The sequence below is a fragment of the Pseudonocardia sp. genome (assembly GCF_050250275.1).
Lineage (GTDB): Bacteria > Actinomycetota > Actinomycetes > Mycobacteriales > Pseudonocardiaceae > Pseudonocardia.
In genome coordinates this window covers 70,572-91,193 of the sequence record NZ_JBFWOY010000010.1, presented here as the reverse complement: position 1 = coordinate 91,193, position 20,622 = coordinate 70,572, and the positions used below count along the sequence as shown (strand labels likewise).

The 20,622-nt window shown below is 74.3% G+C and carries 21 protein-coding genes; 6 read left to right on the top strand and 15 right to left on the bottom strand.

Going from position 1 to position 20,622, the window contains the following annotated elements; genetic code table 11:
* Positions 1–6: 6 nt before the first annotated feature.
* The 9 genes from AB7F12_RS11705 to AB7F12_RS11665 all read right to left on the bottom strand — a co-directional run bounded on the left by AB7F12_RS11705 (position 7) and on the right by AB7F12_RS11665 (position 7,636).
* Positions 7–1,137, bottom strand: coding sequence for an MFS transporter (locus AB7F12_RS11705; RefSeq protein ID WP_428499727.1), 1,131 nt, complete (start codon positions 1,135–1,137; stop codon positions 7–9).
* A 98-nt stretch (positions 1,138–1,235) separates the two neighbouring features.
* Positions 1,236–1,961, bottom strand: coding sequence for a hypothetical protein (locus tag AB7F12_RS11700; RefSeq protein ID WP_428499716.1), 726 nt, complete (start codon positions 1,959–1,961; stop codon positions 1,236–1,238).
* Positions 1,962–2,259: 298 nt separating this feature from the next.
* Positions 2,260–3,354 carry a 1,2-phenylacetyl-CoA epoxidase subunit PaaE gene (paaE, locus tag AB7F12_RS11695; protein WP_428499717.1) on the bottom strand — a complete coding sequence of 365 codons (1,095 nt, stop codon included), beginning with the start codon at positions 3,352–3,354 and terminating at the stop codon, positions 2,260–2,262.
* Position 3,355: 1 nt separating this feature from the next.
* Positions 3,356–3,847 carry a 1,2-phenylacetyl-CoA epoxidase subunit PaaD gene (gene paaD / locus AB7F12_RS11690; protein WP_428499718.1) on the bottom strand — a complete coding sequence of 164 codons (492 nt, stop codon included), beginning with the start codon at positions 3,845–3,847 and terminating at the stop codon, positions 3,356–3,358.
* Positions 3,841–4,755, bottom strand: coding sequence for a 1,2-phenylacetyl-CoA epoxidase subunit PaaC (gene paaC / locus AB7F12_RS11685; RefSeq protein WP_428499719.1), 915 nt, complete (start codon positions 4,753–4,755; stop codon positions 3,841–3,843). The genes paaD and paaC overlap by 7 nt, the downstream gene beginning before the upstream one ends.
* Positions 4,755–5,048, bottom strand: a complete 294-nt coding sequence (gene paaB / locus AB7F12_RS11680; protein ID WP_428499720.1) for a 1,2-phenylacetyl-CoA epoxidase subunit PaaB — start codon at positions 5,046–5,048, stop codon at positions 4,755–4,757. Before paaB ends, paaC begins: the two co-directional genes overlap by 1 nt.
* A complete protein-coding gene (gene paaA / locus AB7F12_RS11675; protein WP_428499721.1) occupies positions 5,045–6,004 on the bottom strand; it encodes a 1,2-phenylacetyl-CoA epoxidase subunit PaaA in 960 nt (319 codons plus the stop codon). The genes paaB and paaA overlap by 4 nt, the downstream gene beginning before the upstream one ends.
* 226 nt (positions 6,005–6,230) lie before the next feature.
* The gene (locus AB7F12_RS11670) at positions 6,231–6,845 is read right to left on the bottom strand and encodes a TetR/AcrR family transcriptional regulator (RefSeq protein WP_428499722.1); all 615 of its coding nucleotides are present in this window, start codon (positions 6,843–6,845) and stop codon (positions 6,231–6,233) included.
* A complete protein-coding gene (locus AB7F12_RS11665; protein ID WP_428499723.1) occupies positions 6,842–7,636 on the bottom strand; it encodes an enoyl-CoA hydratase/isomerase family protein in 795 nt (264 codons plus the stop codon). The genes AB7F12_RS11670 and AB7F12_RS11665 overlap by 4 nt, the downstream gene beginning before the upstream one ends.
* 155 nt (positions 7,637–7,791) lie before the next feature.
* Here AB7F12_RS11665 and paaZ point away from each other — a divergent pair, with 155 nt between their 5' ends.
* Positions 7,792–9,861 (top strand): phenylacetic acid degradation bifunctional protein PaaZ, encoded by a 2,070-nt coding sequence (gene paaZ / locus AB7F12_RS11660; protein ID WP_428499724.1) that lies wholly within the window; start codon positions 7,792–7,794, stop codon positions 9,859–9,861.
* A 65-nt stretch (positions 9,862–9,926) separates the two neighbouring features.
* Positions 9,927–11,189 (top strand): phenylacetate--CoA ligase PaaK, encoded by a 1,263-nt coding sequence (paaK, locus tag AB7F12_RS11655; RefSeq protein ID WP_428516401.1) that lies wholly within the window; start codon positions 9,927–9,929, stop codon positions 11,187–11,189.
* Here the strand turns inward: paaK and AB7F12_RS11650 are convergent.
* Positions 11,186–11,752: a TetR/AcrR family transcriptional regulator gene (locus AB7F12_RS11650; RefSeq protein ID WP_428502594.1), complete on the bottom strand. Its 567-nt coding sequence runs from the start codon at positions 11,750–11,752 to the stop codon at positions 11,186–11,188. The two genes, paaK and AB7F12_RS11650, sit on opposite strands and share 4 nt — an antisense overlap.
* 94 nt (positions 11,753–11,846) lie before the next feature.
* On the opposite strand from AB7F12_RS11650, the gene AB7F12_RS11645 reads away from it, so the two are divergent.
* From AB7F12_RS11645 to AB7F12_RS11635, 3 genes are all read left to right on the top strand, one after another.
* On the top strand, positions 11,847–12,302 hold the full coding sequence (locus AB7F12_RS11645) for a nuclear transport factor 2 family protein (protein ID WP_428502592.1): 456 nt from the start codon (positions 11,847–11,849) through the stop codon (positions 12,300–12,302).
* Between the two features lie 132 nt (positions 12,303–12,434).
* A complete protein-coding gene (locus AB7F12_RS11640; protein ID WP_428516389.1) occupies positions 12,435–13,091 on the top strand; it encodes an NADPH-dependent F420 reductase in 657 nt (218 codons plus the stop codon).
* Between the two features lie 100 nt (positions 13,092–13,191).
* Entirely contained in the window at positions 13,192–14,286 is a 1,095-nt protein-coding gene (locus AB7F12_RS11635) for an endonuclease/exonuclease/phosphatase family protein (protein ID WP_428502590.1), read from the top strand.
* Here the strand turns inward: AB7F12_RS11635 and AB7F12_RS11630 are convergent.
* Together AB7F12_RS11630 and AB7F12_RS11625 are read right to left on the bottom strand one after the other, a co-directional pair.
* Positions 14,202–15,545 carry a cytochrome P450 gene (locus AB7F12_RS11630; protein WP_428502589.1) on the bottom strand — a complete coding sequence of 448 codons (1,344 nt, stop codon included), beginning with the start codon at positions 15,543–15,545 and terminating at the stop codon, positions 14,202–14,204. The genes AB7F12_RS11635 and AB7F12_RS11630 overlap by 85 nt on opposite strands.
* A 69-nt stretch (positions 15,546–15,614) precedes the next feature.
* Positions 15,615–15,935 carry a hypothetical protein gene (locus AB7F12_RS11625; RefSeq protein ID WP_428502588.1) on the bottom strand — a complete coding sequence of 107 codons (321 nt, stop codon included), beginning with the start codon at positions 15,933–15,935 and terminating at the stop codon, positions 15,615–15,617.
* A 239-nt stretch (positions 15,936–16,174) separates the two neighbouring features.
* On the opposite strand from AB7F12_RS11625, the gene AB7F12_RS11620 reads away from it, so the two are divergent.
* Positions 16,175–17,185: a TIGR03617 family F420-dependent LLM class oxidoreductase gene (locus tag AB7F12_RS11620; RefSeq protein ID WP_428502587.1), complete on the top strand. Its 1,011-nt coding sequence runs from the start codon at positions 16,175–16,177 to the stop codon at positions 17,183–17,185.
* Positions 17,186–17,189: 4 nt separating this feature from the next.
* Here the strand turns inward: AB7F12_RS11620 and AB7F12_RS11615 are convergent, their stop codons facing one another.
* From AB7F12_RS11615 to AB7F12_RS11605, 3 genes are all read right to left on the bottom strand, one after another.
* Positions 17,190–18,392, bottom strand: a complete 1,203-nt coding sequence (locus tag AB7F12_RS11615; protein WP_428516391.1) for an MFS transporter — start codon at positions 18,390–18,392, stop codon at positions 17,190–17,192.
* A gap of 167 nt (positions 18,393–18,559) precedes the next feature.
* Positions 18,560–19,318, bottom strand: coding sequence for a glucose 1-dehydrogenase (locus AB7F12_RS11610; protein WP_428497669.1), 759 nt, complete (start codon positions 19,316–19,318; stop codon positions 18,560–18,562).
* A gap of 76 nt (positions 19,319–19,394) precedes the next feature.
* Entirely contained in the window at positions 19,395–20,312 is a 918-nt protein-coding gene (locus AB7F12_RS11605; RefSeq protein ID WP_428497670.1) for an alpha/beta fold hydrolase, read from the bottom strand.
* Positions 20,313–20,622: the final 310 nt, after the last annotated feature.

Genomic DNA, 20,622 nt, shown 5'->3' with positions numbered 1-20,622 from the left:
GCAAGCCTAGGGTGTGCGCAGGATTCGCGGGAGCAGGGACGCGACCAGGGCCATCGCGGCGACCACCGGCCAGACCCCGCCGACGGCCCAGGCGCCGAACACCAGGAGCCCGACGACCTCGGTGGCGAATCCCGACACCGACGTCACGGTCGCCCGGGCGGGGCCGGTGATCCGTTCCTGCAGCCGGACCTCGAGCACGACGAGGACCAGCCGGTGGCCGCCGTAGAAGACGCTGACCAGGATCATGCCGAGCGGGACCGCGAGGGCGACGGCGACGGCGAGCGCGCCGACGGCGGCCGCGGTCGTCGCGGCGAGCCGCCACCGGCCCCAGGTCGCGGCGACACCGCCCAGCGCGGCACCCGCGGCACCGGTGACGGCCGTCGCGACCACGGCGGCCGGGATCGTGGACGTCGGCACCGACCAGTCGGCGGCCAGCAGCGGGAAGTACTCCTCGACGGCGTCGGCCCCGCCGAGGACGGCGACGGCGAGCAGCACGGCGCGCACGGGCGGGTGGGCCGCGGCCTCGACGACCCCCGCGCGCAGGGCGGCGAACCAGCCGGGCTCGGGCTCGTCGTCGGCCGGGTCCGGGGGTTCGGGGCGGATGTCGGGCAGCCGCGTGGCCAGCACCGCGGTGGCGAGGCAGGTGCCCACGCTCAGCCATGCCACCGGCGCGAACCCGCCCCCGGTGGCCCAGAGCAGCGTGGCCAGTCCGGCCCCGGGGAGCTGCGCGAGCAGCCCGGCCGCGCCGGCCCCGCTCGCGATCCGGGCGTAGCGCCACCGTTCCCCCGGCGCCAGCGCGTCGTAGAGCAGCGCCTCCTTCGCGCCCGACTCCAGGGAGCCGCCGAGCGACCACAGCGCGAACCCGGCGGCGAACCCGGTGAACGTCGGCCACAGCGCCCACACCGCATAGCCGGCGGCCTGCCCGACGTAGCCGGCGACGACGGCGCGGCGCCTGCCGAACCGGTCGGCGAGCGCGCCGGAGGGCACCTCGGCCACCAGCCCGACGACGGACCAGATCGCGAACAGTGCCGACACCTGCGCCTCGGACAGGCCGGTGGCGACGAACCAGACCGCGTACAGCGCGTAGACCGGGGCGAGGTCGGCGAGGAAGGCGACCGCGACCGCGAGCCGGGTCAGCCGGCGCGGATCGGGGTGGGAAGGCTGGTCAGGGCGTCAATCGGGAGGCATGGCGTGATCGTAGGGCCGACCTCACCACCATCGCGAGCCGTTTTCCGTCAGGGCCCCGTCGTGGTCGTGGTCGTGGTCGTGGTCGTGGTGGTCGCGGTGGCCGTGCTCGTGACCGGTGGTGCCGTGGTCGTCGTCGTGGGGGGCCGGGTCGTCGGGCGCCCGGGCCGCGTCGGCCGGGTCGTCGGCTTCGTCGGCGCCGGGGTCGTGGGCAGGGCGGTCGGCGGCGGGGCGGTCGGCGGGGCCGTCGGCGGAACGGTCGTCGGCGGGGTGGTGCCCCCCTCCGCACCCCCGGGCGGGGTCACGGGCACGGGAACGACGGGCGGGCCCGCGGGCGGCGCGGCCGGGGCGGGCCGCGCCGGCGGCAGCGCGGCCGTGGGTGCCCGCACGAGGGCGGGCGCAGCCGGCGCGACCGCGAGCGCCCGGTTGGGCACGACCGGCCGGGGGGCGTCCGGCGGGGGGACGTCGGCGGCGGGCGGGGCCTCCGCGGGTGGTGGGACGTCGACGGTCGGTGCCACCGCCGTGGGGTCACCGACCCGCGTGGGGGCGACGGACTGCGCGAAGCTCGACACCCGCGGCGCGGAGGCACCGTCGTCGGCGGCGCCCTGGGTGAACGCGAACCCGACGCCGAGCGCCGCGATCCCGACGGCCGCGAACCCGGACGCCGCGGCGATCTTCACCCGCGCCGGTCTGGTCCGCAGGACGATCCAGGCCTGGGCGGCCGCCCAGCCCAGCAGGGCGAGCGTCGCGATCAGCACGGCCCAGCGCTGCGTCACGTTCCGTACCTTCCTGTGGCGGCGGGCGTCGGGCCCCATCCTGCGCCTGTCCGCGTCGGATGTCCCGCCCGGGCGGCGTGACACCGGTCCCGTGTCGACAACGACGAGCTGCCCTCTGCCCGCAACCTCACGGTCGTCCCGAATGCCGGACACAGCAGTGCGGTTGCGCGCGCAAGGCCGGCCGCAACCTCACCGTCGCGCCCGGCCCCACCAACAGCAGTGCGGTTGCGCGCACAACGCCGGCCGCAACCTCACCGTCGCGCCCGGCCCCACCGGCAGCAGTGCGGTTGCGCGCGGGTCAGGCGTCGTAGTCGACGGTCACCGCGTCCGACACCGGGCGGCTCTGGCAGGTGAGGACGAACCCGGCATCGACCTCGTCGTCCTCGAGCGCATAGTTGCGGACCATGCGGACGTCGCCGTCGCACACCTTCGCCCGGCACGTCCCGCACACCCCGCCCTTGCAGGCGAAGGGCAGGTCCCCGCGGATGCGCTGGGCGGCGTCGAGGACGAACTCGTCGCGGGGCAGGGTCAGCGTCGTCGACCGGCCGTTGAGCACGACGGTGACCTCGCTGGTCTCGCCGTCGACGACGTCGTCGGCGCGGTGCAGCTCGGGCGGCGGGGCGTCGACGTAGAACAGCTCGCGGTGCACCCGCTGCCGCTCCACCCCGAGCTCGCCGAGCACGGCGACGGCGTCCTCGGTCATGCCGAGCGGCCCGCAGAGCCACCAGTCCTCGACACCTTCGACGTCGACGAGCAGGGTCAGCAGCTGCCGCAGCTTGGGCCCGTCGAGGCGGCCGGAGAAGACGTCGGCCTCCATCGGCTCCCGGGACAGCACGTGCAGCAGGTGCAGGCGGGGGCCGTAGGCGTTCTTGAGGTCGGCGATCTCCTCGGTGAACATGACGGTGTCGGTGCGGCGGTTGCCGTATAGCAGGGTGACGCGGGTGTCGGGGTGCGCGGCGAGCAGCGACGCCGCGATCGACAGCACCGGCGTGATGCCCGACCCGGCGGCGACGAGGCCGTGGTGGGTTCCGGCGGCGAGTTCCGGGGTGAAGCCGCCCGAGGGCGGGCCGACCTCGATCTCCTCCCCCGCCTCCAGCCGGTCGACGATCCACTCCGAGAACCGGCCGCCGTCGACGCGCCGGACCCCGACGCGTGGCGCCGCACCGGCGGGGGCGCAGATCGAGTACGAGCGACGCTCCTCGCCCTCGGCCGTGTGCAGCCGCAGGGTCAGGTACTGGCCGGGCCGGAACGCGTAGGTGTCGGCGAGGTGGTCGGGCACGTCGAAGGTGACGGCGACGGCGTCGTCGCACAGCCGGTCGACGGCCGCGACGCGCAGGGCGTGGAAGGTGCCCGGCGCGGCGCCGGTCGCGGCGGTGGTGGTCGCTGCGGTCACCTCAGATCTCCTTCATGTGCTCGAACGGCTCGCGGCAGGCGGTGCAGCGGCGCAGCGCCGTGCAGGCGGTCGGGCCGAAGCGCGAGAGCTCCTCGGTGGCGCGCGACCCGCAGTTCGGGCAGGTCACGGCGCTCGGTGGGGCGACGAGCGTCAGCGGGACGGGCCCGGCGGTGGGGCGGGGCGCGGTACCGGGCGGGGCGACGCCCGCGGCGGCGAGCTTGCGGCGGCCGGCGTCGCTGATCCAGTCGGTGCTCCAGGCGGGCGCGAGGACGGTGCGGACGCGGACCGGCCCGAACCCGGCGGCACGCAGCGCGTCGGCGAGGTCGGCGCGCATCTCCTCGACGGCGGGGCAGCCGGAGTAGGTGGGCGTGATCGTGACCGTCACGGCGTCACCGTCGGTGGCGACGTCGCGCACCACGCCGAGGTCGTCGAGGGTGAGCATCGGCATCTCGGGGTCGACGACCTGCGCGACGACCTCCCGGGCGCTCACCACGACGCCCCCGGGTGCGCGCGGGCCAGGCCCTGCATCCGTTCCAGGACGTGACCGAGTGCCTCGGTGTGGGCGCCCTGGCGACCCGCGCGGCCACCGAGCGTGCCGCGGCCGGGCAGGGTCGGGCGGGTCAGCGTCGCCGCGGTGAACACCTGGTCGAGCACGGCGTCGACCTCCTCGCGGGTGGCGGCGGGGTCGGTCGCGACACCGGCGTCGACAAGGCGGCGCTCGACGTCGGAGGTGCGGAACAGCTCCTCGACGTGCGGCCACACCGTCTCCAGGCCTGCCTGCACGCGGCGGTGCGACTCGTCGGTGCCGTCGCCCAGGCGCAGCGTCCAGCGGGCCGCCCAGTCGCGGTGGTAGGTCAGCTCCTTGACGCCCTTGTCGGCGACGGCCGCGACCACCGGGTCGCGGGAGTCGCGCAGCCGCGTCAGCAGGGCGAGGCGCCACGTCGAGAAGACGAGCAGGCGGGCGACGGCGACGCCGAAGTCGAGGTCGTCGCCGAGCTCGGCGAGGCCGACGTTGCGGAACTCCGCCTCGCCGCGCAGGTAGGCGAGGGAGTCCTCGTCACGGCCCGCGCCCTCGACGTGCCCGGCGCGCGAGAGCAGCACCCGGGCCTGGCCCAGCAGGTCGAGCGCGGTGTTGGCGAGCGCGACCTCCTCCTCCAGCTCGGGTGCGTTGGACACCCACTCGGCGATGCGGTGGCTGCAGACCAGCGCGTCGTCGCCCAGCATCAGGCAGTACTGGGCGAGGTCGGCGGCGTCGACGCCGTCGGGGACGGCTGCCTCGATCTCGGCCTGCACGTCCTCGAACCCGGAGCCGAACGCCCAGCGCGGGTCGTCGTGCTCGGTGGTCTCCGACAACGACTGGTAGGCGTTGGTCGGGTCCTCTTCCTGCGCGTGTGGAGACATCAGAGGTGCGGCACCTCGTCCGGGATCGCGTAGAACGTCGGGTGCCGGTAGACCTTGTCGGCCGACGGCGCGAAGAACGGGTCCTTCTCGTCGGGGCTCGACGCGGTGATCAGGTCGGCCCGGACCACCCAGATGCTGACGCCCTCGTTGCGGCGGGTGTAGACGTCGCGCGCGTTGTGCAGGGCCATCTCGTCGTCGGGGGCGTGCAGGGAGCCGACGTGGACGTGGTTGAGCCCGCGCTTGCCGCGGACGAAGACCTCGTAGAGCGGCCAGGTGCGCCGGTTCTCGCTCATGCCGCCGCGTCCTTCCCGGCCGCGCGGGCGGCCTGCTTGTCGGCGTAGGCCTGGGCCGCCTCGCGGACCCAGGCGCCGTTCTCGTGTGCGCGACGTCGGTGGGCGACGCGTTGGGCGTTGGCCGGGCCGGAGCCGGAGATGACGGCCTTGAACTCGGTCCAGTCGGGCTCGCCGTAGTCGTGGGCGCCGCGCTCGGCGTTCCAGCGCAGGTCGGGGTCGGGCAGGGTGACGCCCAGGGCCGCGGCCTGCGGGACGGACATGTCGACGAACCGCTGCCGCAGCTCGTCGTTGGTGTGCCGTTTGATGCCCCAGGCCATGGACTGCTGGGTGTTGGGCGAGTCGCCGTCGGGCGGGCCGAACATCATCAGCGACGGCCACCACCAGCGGTTCACCGACTCCTGGACCATCTCGCGCTGCGCGTCGGTGCCGTTGACCATGGCCAGCAGCAGCTCGTAGCCCTGCCGCTGGTGGAACGACTCCTCCTTGCAGATGCGGATCATCGCGCGGGCGTAGGGGCCGTAGGAGCAGCGGCACAGCGGGACCTGGTTGCAGATCGCGGCACCGTCGACGAGCCAGCCGATGACGCCGATGTCGGCGTAGGACAGGGCCGGGTAGTTGAAGATCGACGAGTACTTCTGGCGGGAGTCGATGAGGCGCTCGGTGAGGTCCTCACGGTCGACGCCGAGGGTCTCGGCGGCGGCGTAGAGGTACATGCCGTGGCCGGCTTCGTCCTGCACCTTCGCGAGCAGGATCGCTTTGCGGCGCAACGACGGTGCGCGCAGGATCCAGTTCCCCTCCGGCTGCATGCCGATGATCTCGGAGTGCGCGTGCTGGGCGATCTGGCGGATCAGGGTCTTGCGGTAGCCCTCGGGCATCCAGTCGCGCGGCTCGATGCGCCGGTCGGCGGCGACGGTCGCGTCGAACCGGTCCTCGAGTGTCTGCGTTTCCTCGGGCACGGCCACTCCTCTACCGAATGTTCGTTCGGCCAAGGATGACGCAGCGGGGGCAGGACCGCAACCCGCGGAGCGCCGGCCACACGATCCGCGCGCAACCTCACTGTTGCGCTCCGGCGCCGGGGCAACCCTGAGGTTGCGCGCGAACGATCGGGCGCAACCTCACGGTCGTCGACGGGCCGATCGGCAGCAGTCAGGTTGCGCGCGATCCAGGGGGCGCCCGGCGTGGTCAGGGGCCTGCCGGGAGGATCCCCTCGACGGCCGCGCGCGCGACGTCCTCGGGCAGCCCCGACATCCCCCGCCTGCCGGGCCGGTACCACTCGGCGACGGAGTTGACCAGGCCCGAGAGCAGCCGCGCGGCGAGGACCGGGTCGACGCCCTCGCGAATCTCCCCCGCGTCGGCAGCCGCCTGCACCAGGGCGGCGATCTGTCCGTCGTACTCACGGCGGCGCTCCAGCGCCCACCGTTCGGTCTCGGTGTTGCCACGCACCCGCAGCAGCAGCGTGACGTAGGGCAGCTCGTCCATCAGCACCCGCACCTGACGGGTCACGATCCGGCGCAGCCGGTCGGACGGACCGGTGGGCGGCTCGGCGCCCGGCGGCTCGTCGAGCGCGGAGAACAGCCCGTCGAGGGCACGTTCCAGCGCCGCCCGCAGCAGGGCCTCCTTGCCCGCGAAGTGGTGGTAGAACGACGACTTCGTGATCCCCACCGCGCGGGACAGGTCCTCCATGCTGGTGGCGTCGTAGCCGCGGGCGTTGAACTCGAGGACGGCCTTGTCCAGCACCGACTCCGAACCGCCGCTGGGGCCGCGGGGGCGCACCGCGCGCCCGGTGTTCGCCGTCATCGACCCTCGAAGGTGGGCTTGCGCTTGTCGAGGAACGCGGCGACGGCACCGCGGTGGTCGGCGGTGGCGGCGAGGCGGGCCTGGCCGCGGCCCTCGTTGGCGAGGACGGCGGGCAGCTCGTTGACCGCACCGAAGCGCACCGCGGCCTTGACCTCCCCGTAGGCCAGCGTGGGTCCGGCGGCGAGGGTGCGGGCCAGCTGCAGGGCGTCGTCGAGCGCCTCGCCCTGGGCGACCCGGGCCAGCCCCCAGGCGGCGGCGTCCTCGGCGGTGAAACGTTCGCCGAGCAGGAGCAGCTCGGTGGCGCGGGCGACGCCGACCATGTGCGCGAGGGTGGCCGACAGACCGGAGTCGGCGGTGAGCCCGATGCCGGTGAAGGCCGTCGCGAAGGTGGCGCCGGCGGCGGCGACGCGCAGGTCGGCGGCGAGCGCGAAGCCCAGGCCGGCGCCGACGCAGGTGCCGTTGACGGCGGCGATCACCGGCTTGGGCGCCTCGGCCATGGCGAGGACGATGGGGTTGTAGTGCTCCTCGACCGTGGTGAACTCGGCGCCCTCGGCCAGCGCGGCGGCGTGTTCGCCGAGGTCCTGCCCGACGCAGAAGGAGCGCCCGGCCCCGGTGAGCACGACGGCGCGGACGCTCTCGTCACCGGCGACGGAGACGAGCGCGTCGCGCAGGGCGACCTTGAGCTCGACGGTCAGGGCGTTGTACCGCTCGGGGCGGTTCATCGTGACGACGGCGACGGCGGGGTCGGCGCTGTCGCGCTCGACGAGGACGGCGGGAGAGTCGGCGGCCATCGCGTCAGCGTAACGGCTCTCCGACCGATCGTTCGGTCAGTCCGGCGTCGCGCGGCGTTCCGCTGACGGGGGTGGAGGTGCTAGCTTGCCACGACTGACCGAACGATCGTTCGGCGGCCGCGCCCCTCGACCGGCCGTCCCCGGGAGGACATCCGATGACCGAGACGCTCCGCAGCTACGTCGCCGGGACCTGGCACTCGCCCGACGGCGACGCCCGCCCCCTGTTCGACGCGGTGACCGGCGAGGAGGTGGCGCGGCTGTCGTCGGCGGGGATCGACATGGCGGCGGCGCTCGACCACGGCCGCCGCGTCGGGGGCCCGGCGCTGCGCGAGCTGACGTTCCACCAGCGCGCGGGGCTGCTCAAAGCGCTGGCCGGGCACCTGCGCGAGCACCGCGACGAGCTCTACGCGGTGTCCGCGCGCACCGGGGCGACGTTGTCGGACTCGAAGTTCGACGTCGACGGCGGGATCGGCGTCCTGCTCGCCTACGCCTCCAAGGGCCGCCGCGAGCTGCCCAACGACACCGTCTACGTCGACGGTGCGGTCGAGCCGCTGGGCCGGGGCGGGACGTTCGTCGGCCAGCACGTCGCGACCCCGCTGCACGGTGTCGCGGTGCAGGTCAACGCGTTCAACTTCCCGGTGTGGGGGCCGCTGGAGAAGTTCGCGCCCGCGTTCCTCGCCGGCGTCCCGAGCCTGGTGAAGCCCGCGAGCCCGACGGCGTTCCTCACCTCCGCGCTCGTCGAGCTGATCGTCGGCTCCGGGATCCTGCCCGAGGGCACCCTGCAGTACGTCGCGGGCGGTGTCGGCGACCTGTTCGACCACCTCACCGGCCAGGACCTGGTGGCGTTCACCGGGTCCGCGGCCACCGCCGCGACGCTGCGGACGCACCCGAGGATCGTCCGCGAGTCCGTCCGGTTCAGCGCGGAGGCCGACTCGCTCAACATGTCGATCCTCGGCCCCGACGTCGCGCCCGGAAGCCCCGAGTTCGACCTCTACGTGAAGGGCGTCGTCGCCGAGATGACGGTCAAGGCCGGCCAGAAGTGCACGGCGATCCGCCGCGCCTTCGTCCCGGAGCAGCACGTCGACGCCGTCGTCGAGGCGATCTCGGCGCGGCTGGGGAAGACGGTCGTCGGCGCCCCCGACGCCGAGGGCGTCCGGATGGGTGCGCTCGCGAGCCTCGACCAGCGCGACGAGGTGCGCCGCAACATCGCCGCGCTCGCCGACGCGGGCCGGATCGTGCACGGCGACCCCGGCAAGGTCGACGTCGTCGGCGCCGACGCCGAGCGCGGCGCGTTCCTGTCCCCCGTGCTGCTCACCGCCGACCCCGACCACGGCGCGCCGCACGAGGTCGAGGCCTTCGGCCCGGTGTCGACGGTCATGGGCTACTCGTCGGTCCCGCAGGTGATCGAGCTCGCGGCGCGCGGCAACGGCAGCCTCGCGGGGTCGGTCGTCACCGCCGACCCGGCCGTCGCCCGCGAGATCGTGCTCGGCGTCGCGCCGTGGCACGGCCGGGTGCTCGTGCTCAACCAGCGGGACGCGAAGGAGTCCACCGGGCACGGCTCGCCGCTGCCGGCGCTGGTGCACGGCGGCCCCGGCCGCGCGGGTGGCGGCGAGGAGATGGGCGGCATCCGCGGCGTCCTGCACCACATGCAGCGCACCGCGATCCAGGCCGACCCCGACACCCTGACCGCGATCACCGGGCGGTGGGTGCGCGGCTCGCAGCGCCACGAGACCGACGTGCACCCGTTCCGCAAGCACCTGGAGGAGCTGCGCCCGGGCGACACCATCGTCGCGGGCCCGCGCCGGGTGACACAGCAGGACGTGGAGCACTTCGCCGAGTTCACCGGTGACACCTTCTACGCGCACATGGACGCCGAGGCCGCCGCGGCCAACCCCCTGTTCGGCGAGCGCGTCGCGCACGGCTACCTCGTCGTGTCGCTCGCGGCGGGCCTGTTCGTCGACCCCGACCCCGGTCCGGTGCTCGCCAACTTCGGTGTGGACGACCTGCGCTTCCTCACCCCGGTCCGCTTCGGCGACGAGCTGACCGTGACGCTGACGTGCAAGCAGCTCACCCCGCGAGACACGGCGGACTACGGCGAGGTCCGCTGGGACGCCGACGTCACGCGCCAGGACGGCGAGTCGGTCGCCCGCTACGACGTGCTGACGCTCGTCGCCAAGAAGGAGTCGACGCAGAAGGAGTCGACGCAGAAGGAGGGCGTGAAGTGAGCACCGCGACCGCGCGTCGTCTCGGGGACTCCCCCGACCCGGCGAGCCTCGACGCCGCCGAGCGCATGTCCGTCGACGAGCTGCGTGCGCTGCAGCTGGAACGTCTGCAGTGGACGCTGCGCCACGCCTACGACAACGTGCCGTTCTACAAGGCCTCCTTCGACGCCGCCGGCGTGCACCCCGACGACTGCCGCGAGCTCGCCGACCTCGCGAGGTTCCCCACGACGACCAAGGCCGACCTGCGCGACAACTACCCGTTCGGCATGTTCGCCGTGCCGCAGGAGCAGGTGCGCCGGGTGCACGCGTCGTCGGGCACGACGGGCCGCCCGACGGTGGTCGGGTACACCGAGCGCGACATCGAGAACTGGGCGACGGTCGTCGCGCGCAGCATCCGCGCCGCGGGCGGGCGCCCGGGCCACAAGGTGCACAACGCCTACGGCTACGGCCTGTTCACCGGCGGTCTGGGCGCGCACTACGGGATCGAGAAGCTCGGTGCGACGGCGATCCCCGTGTCGGGCGGGATGACCCCGCGCCAGGTGCAGCTCATCCAGGACTTCCGCCCCGACCTGATCATGGTGACGCCCAGCTACATGCTGACCGTCGTCGACGAGTTCGAGAAGCAGGGCATCGACCCGCGCACGTCGTCGCTGCAGGTGGGCATCTTCGGCGCGGAGCCGTGGACCGAGCAGATGCGCCTCGAGATCGAGGACCGCATGGACATGCACGCGGTCGACATCTACGGCTTGTCCGAGGTCATGGGCCCCGGGGTGTCGCAGGAGTGCGTCGAGACCAAGGACGGGCTGCACGTCTGGGAGGACCACTTCCTGCCCGAGGTGGTCGACCCACTGGATGCGACGCCCCTTCCCGACGGCGAGTCGGGCGAGCTGCTGTTCACCTCGCTGACCAAGGAGGCGCTGCCGATCATCCGGTACCGCACCCGCGACCTGACGACGCTGCGTCCGGGCACCGCCCGGCCCGGGATGCGCCGGATGGACAAGATCACCGGCCGCAGCGACGACATGATCATCCTTCGCGGGGTGAACGTCTTCCCGACCCAGATCGAGGAGATCGTGCTGCGCACCGCCGGCCTGGCGCCGCATTTCCAGCTGGTGCTGACGACACGTGGCCGGATGGACGCGCTCGGCGTGCGGGTGGAGGCCCGGCCGTCGACGCCGGCCGACCGCCGCGACGCCGCGGCCGCCGAGCTGGTCAGGGCCGTCAAGGACACGGTCGGGGTGAGCGTGACCTGCGAGGTGGTCGACCCGGACACCCTGGAGCGCTCCGTCGGCAAGCTGCAGCGGCTGGTCGATCGCCGCGAGCGAGGCTAGCGCCGCGCGGCGTCCATCAGGGTCCGTGCCGCCGCCTTCGCGTGGGCGGCGGCGTCGGGGTCGGTGCCGATGGCGGCGGCGGTCATCGCCCCCTCGGCGAGGAGGGTGACGGCGGCCGCGAGTGGCTGCGGTGCGTCGGTGGGGAACGCCCGGGCGAGGTCGAGGAGGTAGTCGCGGAAGAGGTCCTTGTGCCGCCGGACCGCGGCCAGGACCAGCGGCGACTCCCCGCCGATCTCGCCGAACGCGTTGATGAACGCGCAGCCCCGGAAGTCGTCCTCGGCGAACCACAGGCCGAGCCAGTCGAAGACGGCGAGCAGCCGGTCCCCCGGGTCGTCACCCGCCGCGTCGACGTGCGCCTCGACACGGCCGCGCCAGCGCACGTCGCGGGCGTCGAGGTACGCCGCGACCAGGTGTTCCTTCGACGGGTAGAGCTGGTAGAGGCGGCGCATCGAGACGCCGGCCGCCGACCGGACGTCGTCGATCCCGACGGCTGCGATGCCGCGGGAGTAGTACAGCCGTTCCGCTGCCACCAGCAGCCGATCGGATGCCTCTGCGAGATCCACGTCACTCCTCCACTTGACCGAGAACGGTCGTTCTCTAGACTACCCCCCGAGGCGGAGAACGCTCGTTCTCCGATCCGACGAGGAGGTCGCACCCATGAGCCGTCCGCCGTTCCCGCCGTTCGACGCCGAGGCCGCCGCCAAGAAGGTCCAGGGCGCCGAGGACGGGTGGAACACCCGCAACCCGGAGAAGGTGGCGCTCGCCTACACCGAGGACTCGGTGTGGCGCAACCGCGACGCCCACGTCGTCGGTCGCGAGGACATCGTCAAGTTCCTGACGCAGAAGTGGGAGCGCGAGCTCGACTACGCGCTGCGCAAGGAGCTGTGGGCCTACACCGACAACCGCATCGCCGTGCGCTTCCAGTACGAGAGCCACGACGCCGCGGGCCAGTGGTACCGCTCCTACGGCAACGAGCTGTGGGAGTTCAGCGAGGACGGCCTCATGCGCCGCCGCGAGGCCAGCATCAACGACCGCCCGATCGACGAGTCCGAGCGCCGCATCTTCGGCCCGCGCCCGGAGTCCGAGCACGGTGTGACCTTCGACATCTACTGATCCCGGCTGTCCGGTCGAACGTTCGCTGAACACGACGTCGCCGCACACACGGAGCCCGGCCGGTCCGCCCGGCCGGGCTCCCGCACGTCCGGTCGGGGAATGCCGCCCGGTGGCGGCGGGGTTGGCGCGGACATGAGGATCGGAATCATCGGCGCGGGATACATCGGCGGCACCCTCACCCGGAAGCTCGCCGGGCTCGGGCACGACGTGCGGGTGGCCAACTCCCGCGCCCCCGAGACGCTCGCCGAGCTGGCCGCCGATACCGGCGCCACCGCCGTCTGGGCCGCCGACGCCGCCACCGACGCAGAGCTCGTGATCGTCAGCATCCCGCAGAAGAACGTTCCCGCCCTGGCGCCGGGGATCGTCGCGAAGGCCGTGGACGGCGCACCCGTCGTCGAGACGAACAACTACTACCCCCGGCAGCGCGACGGCCGCATCGAGGCCATCGAGGACGGCACACCCGAGAGCGTCTGGGTGGCCGAGCAGATCGGGTCACCCGTGTTCAAGGTCTTCAACGGGATCTTCTGGAAGCACCTGCTCGAGCGTGGCACCCCCGCCGGGACCCAGGGCCGCATCGCGCTGCCGGTCGCCGGTGACGGGCCCGGCAAGCAGACCGTTCTCGACCTCGTCGACGCCCTCGGGTTCGACCCCGTCGACGCCGGGTCGCTCGCCGAGTCCTGGCGCCAGCAGCCCGGCACCCCGGTCTACGGCAAGGACTTCGACGCCGACGGTGTGCGCGCCGCCCTCGCCGAGGCCTCCCCCGAGCGGCCCGCCGAGTTCCGCGCCTGACACCGCGCCGGAGGCCGGGACCCGCGGGGCGGGCGCCGGGATCCACCCCGGCGGGTGGATCTCAGCGTCCTCTCATCCGGCCCCGGCAGGATGGCGGTCGATGACGACCACCTCCGCGCCCGCAGCGCCACCCGCCGCGCCGGGCAGGCGCGGGCCGTGGGTGCGCCCCACCGCGGCGGCGCTGCTCACCGTGTCGGCCGTGCTGGTCACCGTCCCCGACCGGTTGTGGGGGCTCGACCGCGTCGCGCCGTTCGCCCAGATCGTGGCGTTCCGTCCGTACGTGGTGGTGGTCGTCGGGCTGCTGGGACTGGTGGCACTCGTCGCGACGGTGTTCCGCCGACGACTGTGGCCCTTCGCCGTCGGCCTGCTGGCCGTCGCCGTCGCGGGCGTCGCGGCCGTGGTGCCCCGGCTGGTCGCCGACCCGCCACCCCCGGCGGGCGCACCGACGCTGACCGTGCTGGCGTTCAACGTCTACGAGGGCCGGGCGACACCGGCGGCGCTCGCCGACGTCGTGCGCACCGAACGGCCGGATCTCGTGTCGCTGCCCGAGGCCGGGGTCCGCTTCCGGGACCGGATCGCCCCGCTCGTCACGCCGCTGGGGTACCGGGTCCGGTCGTCGACCGGGCGCGGGGTCGCCGACGTGTCCGGGGTGACCGTCCTCGTCGCCGACAGCCTGGGCCCGGTGACGATCACCGTCGGCACCTCCATGGAGATCCCGTACCTGGAGGTCACGGGTGGACGGCTCGGCGCGCTGCGCTTCGCGGCCGTCCACCCCCGCTCACCGCTGCCCGACCGGCTCGACGTCTGGGCCACCGACCTGTCCCGGCTGCAGACGTGGTGCGCGGGGAGTGGGCCCGCGATCGTCGCCGGCGACCTCAACGCCACGTACGACCACTCCGTGCTGCGCTCCGCCGCACAGGGCTGCCGGGACGCCGCCGAGCAGCGCGGCCAGGGCCTCACCCCGACGTGGGGTCCCTGGGGCCCCACCATCGGACCGCAGATCGACCACGTACTGACCACCCCGGGCATCGAGGCGGAGTCGGTGCGCTTCCTCGACCTGCCCCGCAGCGACCATCGCGGCGTCCTGGCCCGCCTCGCCCTGCCCGCCGGTCAGGCAGGCTCGGCAGGCGCGGGCGCGGGCGCGGGCACCGGTGCCGCCGTCCCCAGCTCGACCGGCAGCGCGTCGACGCCGTAGACGAACGACAGCGGCCGGTACGGCAGCTCCGCGTCCGTGACCGCCGCGTGGATCTCCGGGAACCGGCGGATCAGCGCCGGGTAGGCCGTCCGCAGCTCCATCCGGGCCAGCTCCGCGCCGACGCAACGGTGGATGCCGTAGCCGAACGCGAGGTGCGGCGCGACCTTGCGCGTGGCGTCGACACCGTCCATGTCCGCACCCAGGCGCGGGTCGCGGTCGGCCGCCGAGAGCGAGCAGAGCACGACGTCGCCGGGCAGGATCGTCTTCCCGCCGACGGTCGTCTCGGTCCGGGCGAAGCGCGGGAACGCGACCTGCACCGGGGTGATGATCCGCAGCAGCTCCTCGACGAGCCGGTCCGGCGCGGCGTCGTCGGCCAGCAGCGACGCACGCAGCGCCGCGTCGCGCATGACGACGAGCCCGCCGAGGGCGAGCATGCTGGTGGTGGTCTCGAGCCCGCCGGTGAGCAGGCCGTCGGCGATCCCGGCCATCTCGCGGTCGTCGATCTCGTCGCCGTGCTCGCGCACCAGCATCCCGAGCAGTCCCTCGCCGGGGTCCTGGCGCTCCTTGGCGACGACCTCGAGCAGGTAGCCCACCGACTCCGACATGGCGCCGAAGGAGCCGGAGAACCCGCCGAGCAGGTCGAACCTGGCCGTCGAGAGCCGTTCGAAGTCGCCACGGTCCTCGTAGCGGACGCCGAGGAGCTCGCAGATCGCGAGCGACGGGATGGGCAGCGCGAAGTCGCGGACCAGGTCGGCCCGGCCGCCGTCGGCCACGGTGGCGGCCATGACGTCGAGCTGGCCCTCGACGATGGCCTCGATGCGCGGCGCCAGCCGGCGCAGCCGCCGGACGGTGAACTCGGGGGTGAGGAAGCGGCGCAGCCGCGTGTGGTCGGGCGGGTCGGCGAACCCGAGGCCGCCCGGGTCCTGTTCGGCCGTGATGCCCAGCCGGCCGACGAGGTGGGTGAAGTCGTTGCTGAACGCGTCGGTCGCCGCCAGGACGTCCTTCGCCTCCTCGTACCCGGTGACCAGCCACGCCCGGATCCCGTACGGCGCGTCCAGCGCCGAGACGGGCTCGCGGTCACGCAGCTCGCCCAGTTCCGGGACCGGGTCGACGCCGACGCGGCGCAGCGGCATGAGCGCCTCGTCGGGGAGGATCTCGGTGATGTCGAGGGCCCCGCCCCCGCGGCGGTTGCGCCAGCGCATGTAGAGCGGCACGACGAAGCCGAGCACGCGTCGTCGGACGCTCTCCACGAGAGTCATCGTGGTGTTCTCCCTGGTCGTGGACGATGCGTGGGACCGGGTCCGGCCGGATGCGGCGGCGCCGCGGCGTCAGTGCGGCGGCGGCGGTGCCGACAGCGGGTTCGGGTTCGTGATGTCGGGGGGCCGGCCGTCGTGCGCCACGGTCGGCGTGCCGGAGCCGGCACCGGCGGTCGTGTTCTGCTGCAGGGTCGGGTCGAGGACCGCCTCCTGCAGCGGGGCCTGCACGGCGGCGTCGTCGCGGGCGCCCCCGGCGGGCCGCGCGGCGTGGAGCGGGTCGTGGAACGAGGTGGACGCGGCCGGGGTGGTCCGGGTGACCGTGCCTGCCCCGCCCCGGCGCCGGGTCGCGGACACGCGGGCGCCGCCGGGCGTGCGGCTCGGCCGTGCGCTCACGTGCTCGGACCTCCGTCGACTGAGGTGGCCCGGTCGCGGCCAACCCGTGATCGATCCTTGCACACGCGCGAGTGCGCCCGATGCGACACCGCGCCCGCCCCGGCGACGCGTGCGGGCGCCCCGCCACCGCGGATCACCCGCACGCGTGAGCCTCCGGTGACGTTGCCGGGCCCGGGTGGACCCGGGCCCGGCCGGTGTGGGTGGATCGGCGCAACCGATGCGAAGGAGCGTGGTCGCCCGTGCTGGTCGAAGCCGTCGTCGACGTCCGCAACGAGCCGGAGGGTGTCGAGGCCGCCGCCGTCCGGGCCGAGGAGCAGGGCTATTCCGGGGTGGGTATCCCCGAGACGCAGCACGACGTGTTCGTCGCGCTCGCGCTCGCCGCGCGGCGGACCGAGCGGATCACCCTGCAGTCGGCCATTGCGGTGGCGTTCGCCCGCACCCCGATGACGCTGGCCATGGCGGCCAACGACATCACCCTGATCTCGAAGGGACGGTTCGAGCTGGGGATCGGGTCGCAGGTCAAGGCGCACATCGAGCGCCGCTTCGCGATGCCGTGGAGCAGCCCGGCCGCGCGGATGGAGGAGTTCGTCTCGGCGATGCGCGCGATCTGGGAGGCGTTCGCCTCCGGTGAGCGCCTCTCGTTCAGGGGCGAGTTCTACTCCCACAGCCTGTTGACCGAGATCTTCTCCCCCGGCCCCAACCCGTACGGCAACCCGCCGGTGCTGCTGGCCGCGGTCGGGCCACGGATGGTGGAGGTCGCGGGCCGGGTCACCGACGGCATCATGTGCCATCCGATGACGTCGAGGCGCTACCTCGCCGAGGCCATCGTGCCGACGCTGCGTGCGGCCCGCGGCGGCGCCCTGGACGGGTTCACCGTCAGCATGCCGGCGTTCGTCGTGCTGGGCGCCGACGAGGACGCCCGCGCGCGGGCCCTCGCGGGGACCCGTCGGCAGATCGCGTTCTACGCCTCGACCCCCGCGTACAAGCCGGTCCTGGAGGCCCACGGCTGGGAGGAGCTGCACGTGCGGCTCAACGGGTTGTCCCGGCAGCAGGCGTGGGACGAGATGGCCGGCCTGATCGACGACGACGTCGTCGACGCGTTCGCCGTCGGCGGGACCCCCGACGAGGTCGCGGCGGGCCTGCACGAGCGGTTCGACGGGCTGGCGACGCGGGTCTCGCTCAACACCCCCTACGACGCCGATCCCGGGCTGGTCCTCGCCACCGCGGAGGCGTTGCGCGCGAGAGGCTGACCGGCTACCAGGACGGCGGGCGCTCGCCCCGGACGGGAGTCGTCGCGATCGCGGCGAGCGGGGCCAGCGCGGCCACGGCGAACCCGACGGCGTAGCCCGCGACACCGATGACGGCGCCGAGCGCGACCGGCGCGGCGGCGGAGACGAGGTTCTGGCCGGTGTTCTGGATACCCAGGGCCCGACCCGACCACGACGACCCGGCCATCTCGGCGACGGCGGTGTAGGCCAGTCCGTTGTCGGCCACCGAGACCACCGCGCCGACCGCGAGGGCGGCGACGGCGAGCCACGGCGCGACGAGGTCGCCGAGCGCGACCGCCAGCAGCACCAGCGTGGCCGCGGCGGCGAGCTGGCGCATCGGCCGCATCCGCGATCCGACCCGGTCGGACCACCAGCCGGCGCCGATCCGGCCCGCGGCCCCGGCGACCTGCATGACCGCGACGAACGCGCCCGCACCGGCGGCGCCCCAGTGTTGCTCGCGGACGAGGTACTCGGTGGAGAACACGGCGATCGCGAACTGCGGCACCACCAGCAGCGCGCTGGACAGGTGGATCCGCCACAGCGGGGTGCCGCCGTAGGGCGAGCGCGCGGCGGGCGCACCCGCGGCGCGCGGCGCGCGGGGCGGGTCGGGGGCGAGCGTCGCGATCAGTACGGCGGCGAGCACGCACAGCCCGGCCGGGACGGCGAGCGCGGTGAAGGGGCCGAAGTGCTGGCCGAGGGTGGGCAGCAGCAGGCCCGCGATGCCGACGCCGAGGGGCTGCGCGGTCTGCCGGATGCCCATGGCGACGCCGCGTTCGGTACGGGGGAACCAGCCCATGACCATGCGGCCGCTGGCCGCCCACACCGACGACGACAGCGCCCCGGCGAGCCCCAGCAGGGCGACGACGCCGGCACCGTCGTCGTGCGGGCCGAGCGCGACCCAGCCCATCGCGAGGGACCCGGCGGCGAGCCCGATCGCCATGACCCTGCGTTCGCCGAACCGGTCGGCTGCCGCGCCCCACGCGACGAGCGTCAGCAGCAGCCCTGCCGTGGGGGCGGCGACGTAGACGCCGACCGCCGCGAGCGACAGGCCGAACGTGTCGCGCAGCTGCGGGACGAGGAACGGGATGCCGTACACGAATGCGCAGGCCGAGGCCTGGGAGAACACCCCGATCGCGAGCACGAGCCAGCGGCGTCGCGATCGTGTGTGCTCGGCCGTCGTCACGGTCACCAGGTCCTCCTCCGCGGTCCTGCGGGGAGGTTAGCACCGCTAATCCACAAGCTGAGATGTGGTTCCCAACTGTCGGGATTGCGGGCGGCCGGGACGACGCCCGGCCCCGGGCGCCCCCCACGTCTCCCCACGGGTCGGCGACGCGGGCGGGCGCGACGCCCCGCCGCTCACCAGCCGGCGACGGAGCCCGCGTCGACCGGCAGCGTGACGCCCGTGACGAACGACGCGTCGTCGGACATCAGCCACACGACGGCGGCGGCCACCTCCTCGGGCTCGCCGATGCGCTGCAACGCCTGTGGCTTCATGATCTGCGCGAGCCGCTCGGGACTCGCACCCCGGGCGAAGCCCGTCATGATCGTCCCCGGCGCGACCGCGTTCACCCGGATCAGGTCCTCGGCGTACTCGACCGCGGCGTTCTTCGTCAGGCCCACCAGCCCGTGCTTGGCGGCGGTGTAGGGCGCGAGCCGCGTCACCCCGCGCAGCCCGGCGTTGGACGCGGTGTTGACGATCGACCCGCCACCACCGGCGAGCATCGCCCGGATCTGGCGCTTCATCCCCAGGAACACCCCGCGCAGGTTGATCGCGATGACGCGGTCGAACTCGTCGTCGTCGACGTCGGCCAGCAGCGCCCCACCTCCGCCGACGCCGGCGTTGTTGTGCGCGAAGTCGAGCCTGCCCCAGCGGTCGAGGACCGCGGCGACGAGCGCGTCGTGGTCGGCCGGTTCCGCCACGTCGCAGACCTGGAACTCGGCCGCGCCACCGGCCTCGCGGATGATCGCGACGGTCTCCTCACCGTCCGCGCGCGCCGACTCCAGGTCCGACACCAGCACCGCCGCGCCCTCGGCGGCCGCGCGCACGGCGGTGGCCCGGCCGATCCCGCTCGCAGCGCCCGTGACCAGCCCCGACCTGCCCGCCATCGACCCCATCGGCCCAGCGTGCCCGGGCGTCCGGCGCGGGACCTCGCGATGCGTGCCGGATTTCCTGGCCGTGCGTGCGACCGGGTCAGGCGCGGCGGTGCGCCCGCGAGTGCCGCCAGTCGGCCAGCAGCGCGCGCAGGCCGGTGACCAGGGCGAGCGGGTGGTCGACCATCACGTGGTGCGCGGCCGTCGGGATCTCGATCAGGGGCACCCCGTTGCCGAGCCGGTCGACGATCATCTCGCCCATGTCGGCGGGGACGAGCCCGTTCTCGGCGCGGAAGAGGGCCACCCGGCAGCCGGGTACGGCCAGATCGGCGGGGGCCATGGCGCTGCGGGCGAACACCGCGGGATCGAACTTCCAGCTCCAGCCACCCTCGACCGCGCGCAGCGAGTGCGTCGCGATGTGGGCGACGACGTACGGGAGCTGCGCCTGCTGGTCGGGCACGAGGCGGAACCGGGCGATGGCCTCCTCGCGGGTCGGGTAGACCCGCAGCGGCCCGAACGCGCGCTGTTCGCGGGCCGCGGTCTCCTCCGGGGTCTGCTCCCGCACCGGGGCGTCGACGACGACCGCGCCCGCGAGCCGCTCGCCGTGGCGCTGCGCCGCGGTGAGCGCGACCATGCCGCCCATGCTGTGCCCGATGACGGTCGGCAGCGGGCCGGTGCCCGACGCCTCGGCGACGGCCACGACCTCGTCGGCCCAGCCGGTCAGCGAGTAGCTCTCCGACCGGCTGCCGGAGTCGCCGTGCCCGGACAGGTCCATGGCGACGACGCGGCGGCCCTCGGGACGGGCCAGCAGCGGCCCGATGTGGTCCCACCAGCGGGCATGGGCGGCGCCGCCGTGGACGAGGACGAGCCCGTCGCCGGGTGGACCCCAGCTGCGGTAACGGATCCTCACCCCGTCGACGTCGACCTCGCCGGGTTCGGCCTCGGTGGCGACGGCGGCGGTGAACCAGGCCGGCGGGTCGCCGTGGGACGTCGTGATGGCGGATGCGGCTGCGGACACGCGCCGACCGTACGACACGACGGCGGTGGGCGCGGTCGGCGCAGGCGCGGCACGCGGCATCCCCGGACGGGTGATCCACGTCTCAGCCCGCGATGCGCTCCCCGCCGGGCAGCAGCCGACGTGCGCCCCGACCCGGGGACGGGGCCGGCGGCACGCCTTGACTTGGCCCGGCATTGCCTGTTGAGTCGGTCGCGATCGTTGCGGCGTCACTGGTCCGACCACCGCGGTCACTCCGTGCCACGCACCCCCGACGGTCCGCGGGCCCAGTACCCGCAACCACGCGGCCGACGACTGTCCGCTCCACCACGTT

Bases quoted from the DNA above. Each gene is read 5' to 3' on its own strand.
- paaC (WP_428499719.1), bottom strand. From the start codon at position 4,755: ATGTCTCCACACGCGCAGGAAGAGGACCCGACCAACGCCTACCAGTCG.
- paaB (WP_428499720.1), bottom strand. From the start codon at position 5,048: ATGAGCGAGAACCGGCGCACCTGGCCGCTCTACGAGGTCTTCGTCCGC.
- AB7F12_RS11670 (WP_428499722.1), bottom strand. From the start codon at position 6,845: ATGACGGCGAACACCGGGCGCGCGGTGCGCCCCCGCGGCCCCAGCGGC.
- AB7F12_RS11665 (WP_428499723.1), bottom strand. From the start codon at position 7,636: ATGGCCGCCGACTCTCCCGCCGTCCTCGTCGAGCGCGACAGCGCCGAC.
- paaZ (WP_428499724.1), top strand. From the start codon at position 7,792: ATGACCGAGACGCTCCGCAGCTACGTCGCCGGGACCTGGCACTCGCCC.
- paaK (WP_428516401.1), top strand. From the start codon at position 9,927: ATGTCCGTCGACGAGCTGCGTGCGCTGCAGCTGGAACGTCTGCAGTGG.
- AB7F12_RS11645 (WP_428502592.1), top strand. From the start codon at position 11,847: ATGAGCCGTCCGCCGTTCCCGCCGTTCGACGCCGAGGCCGCCGCCAAG.
- AB7F12_RS11640 (WP_428516389.1), top strand. From the start codon at position 12,435: ATGAGGATCGGAATCATCGGCGCGGGATACATCGGCGGCACCCTCACC.
- AB7F12_RS11635 (WP_428502590.1), top strand. From the start codon at position 13,192: ATGACGACCACCTCCGCGCCCGCAGCGCCACCCGCCGCGCCGGGCAGG.
- AB7F12_RS11630 (WP_428502589.1), bottom strand. From the start codon at position 15,545: ATGACTCTCGTGGAGAGCGTCCGACGACGCGTGCTCGGCTTCGTCGTG.
- AB7F12_RS11610 (WP_428497669.1), bottom strand. From the start codon at position 19,318: ATGGGGTCGATGGCGGGCAGGTCGGGGCTGGTCACGGGCGCTGCGAGC.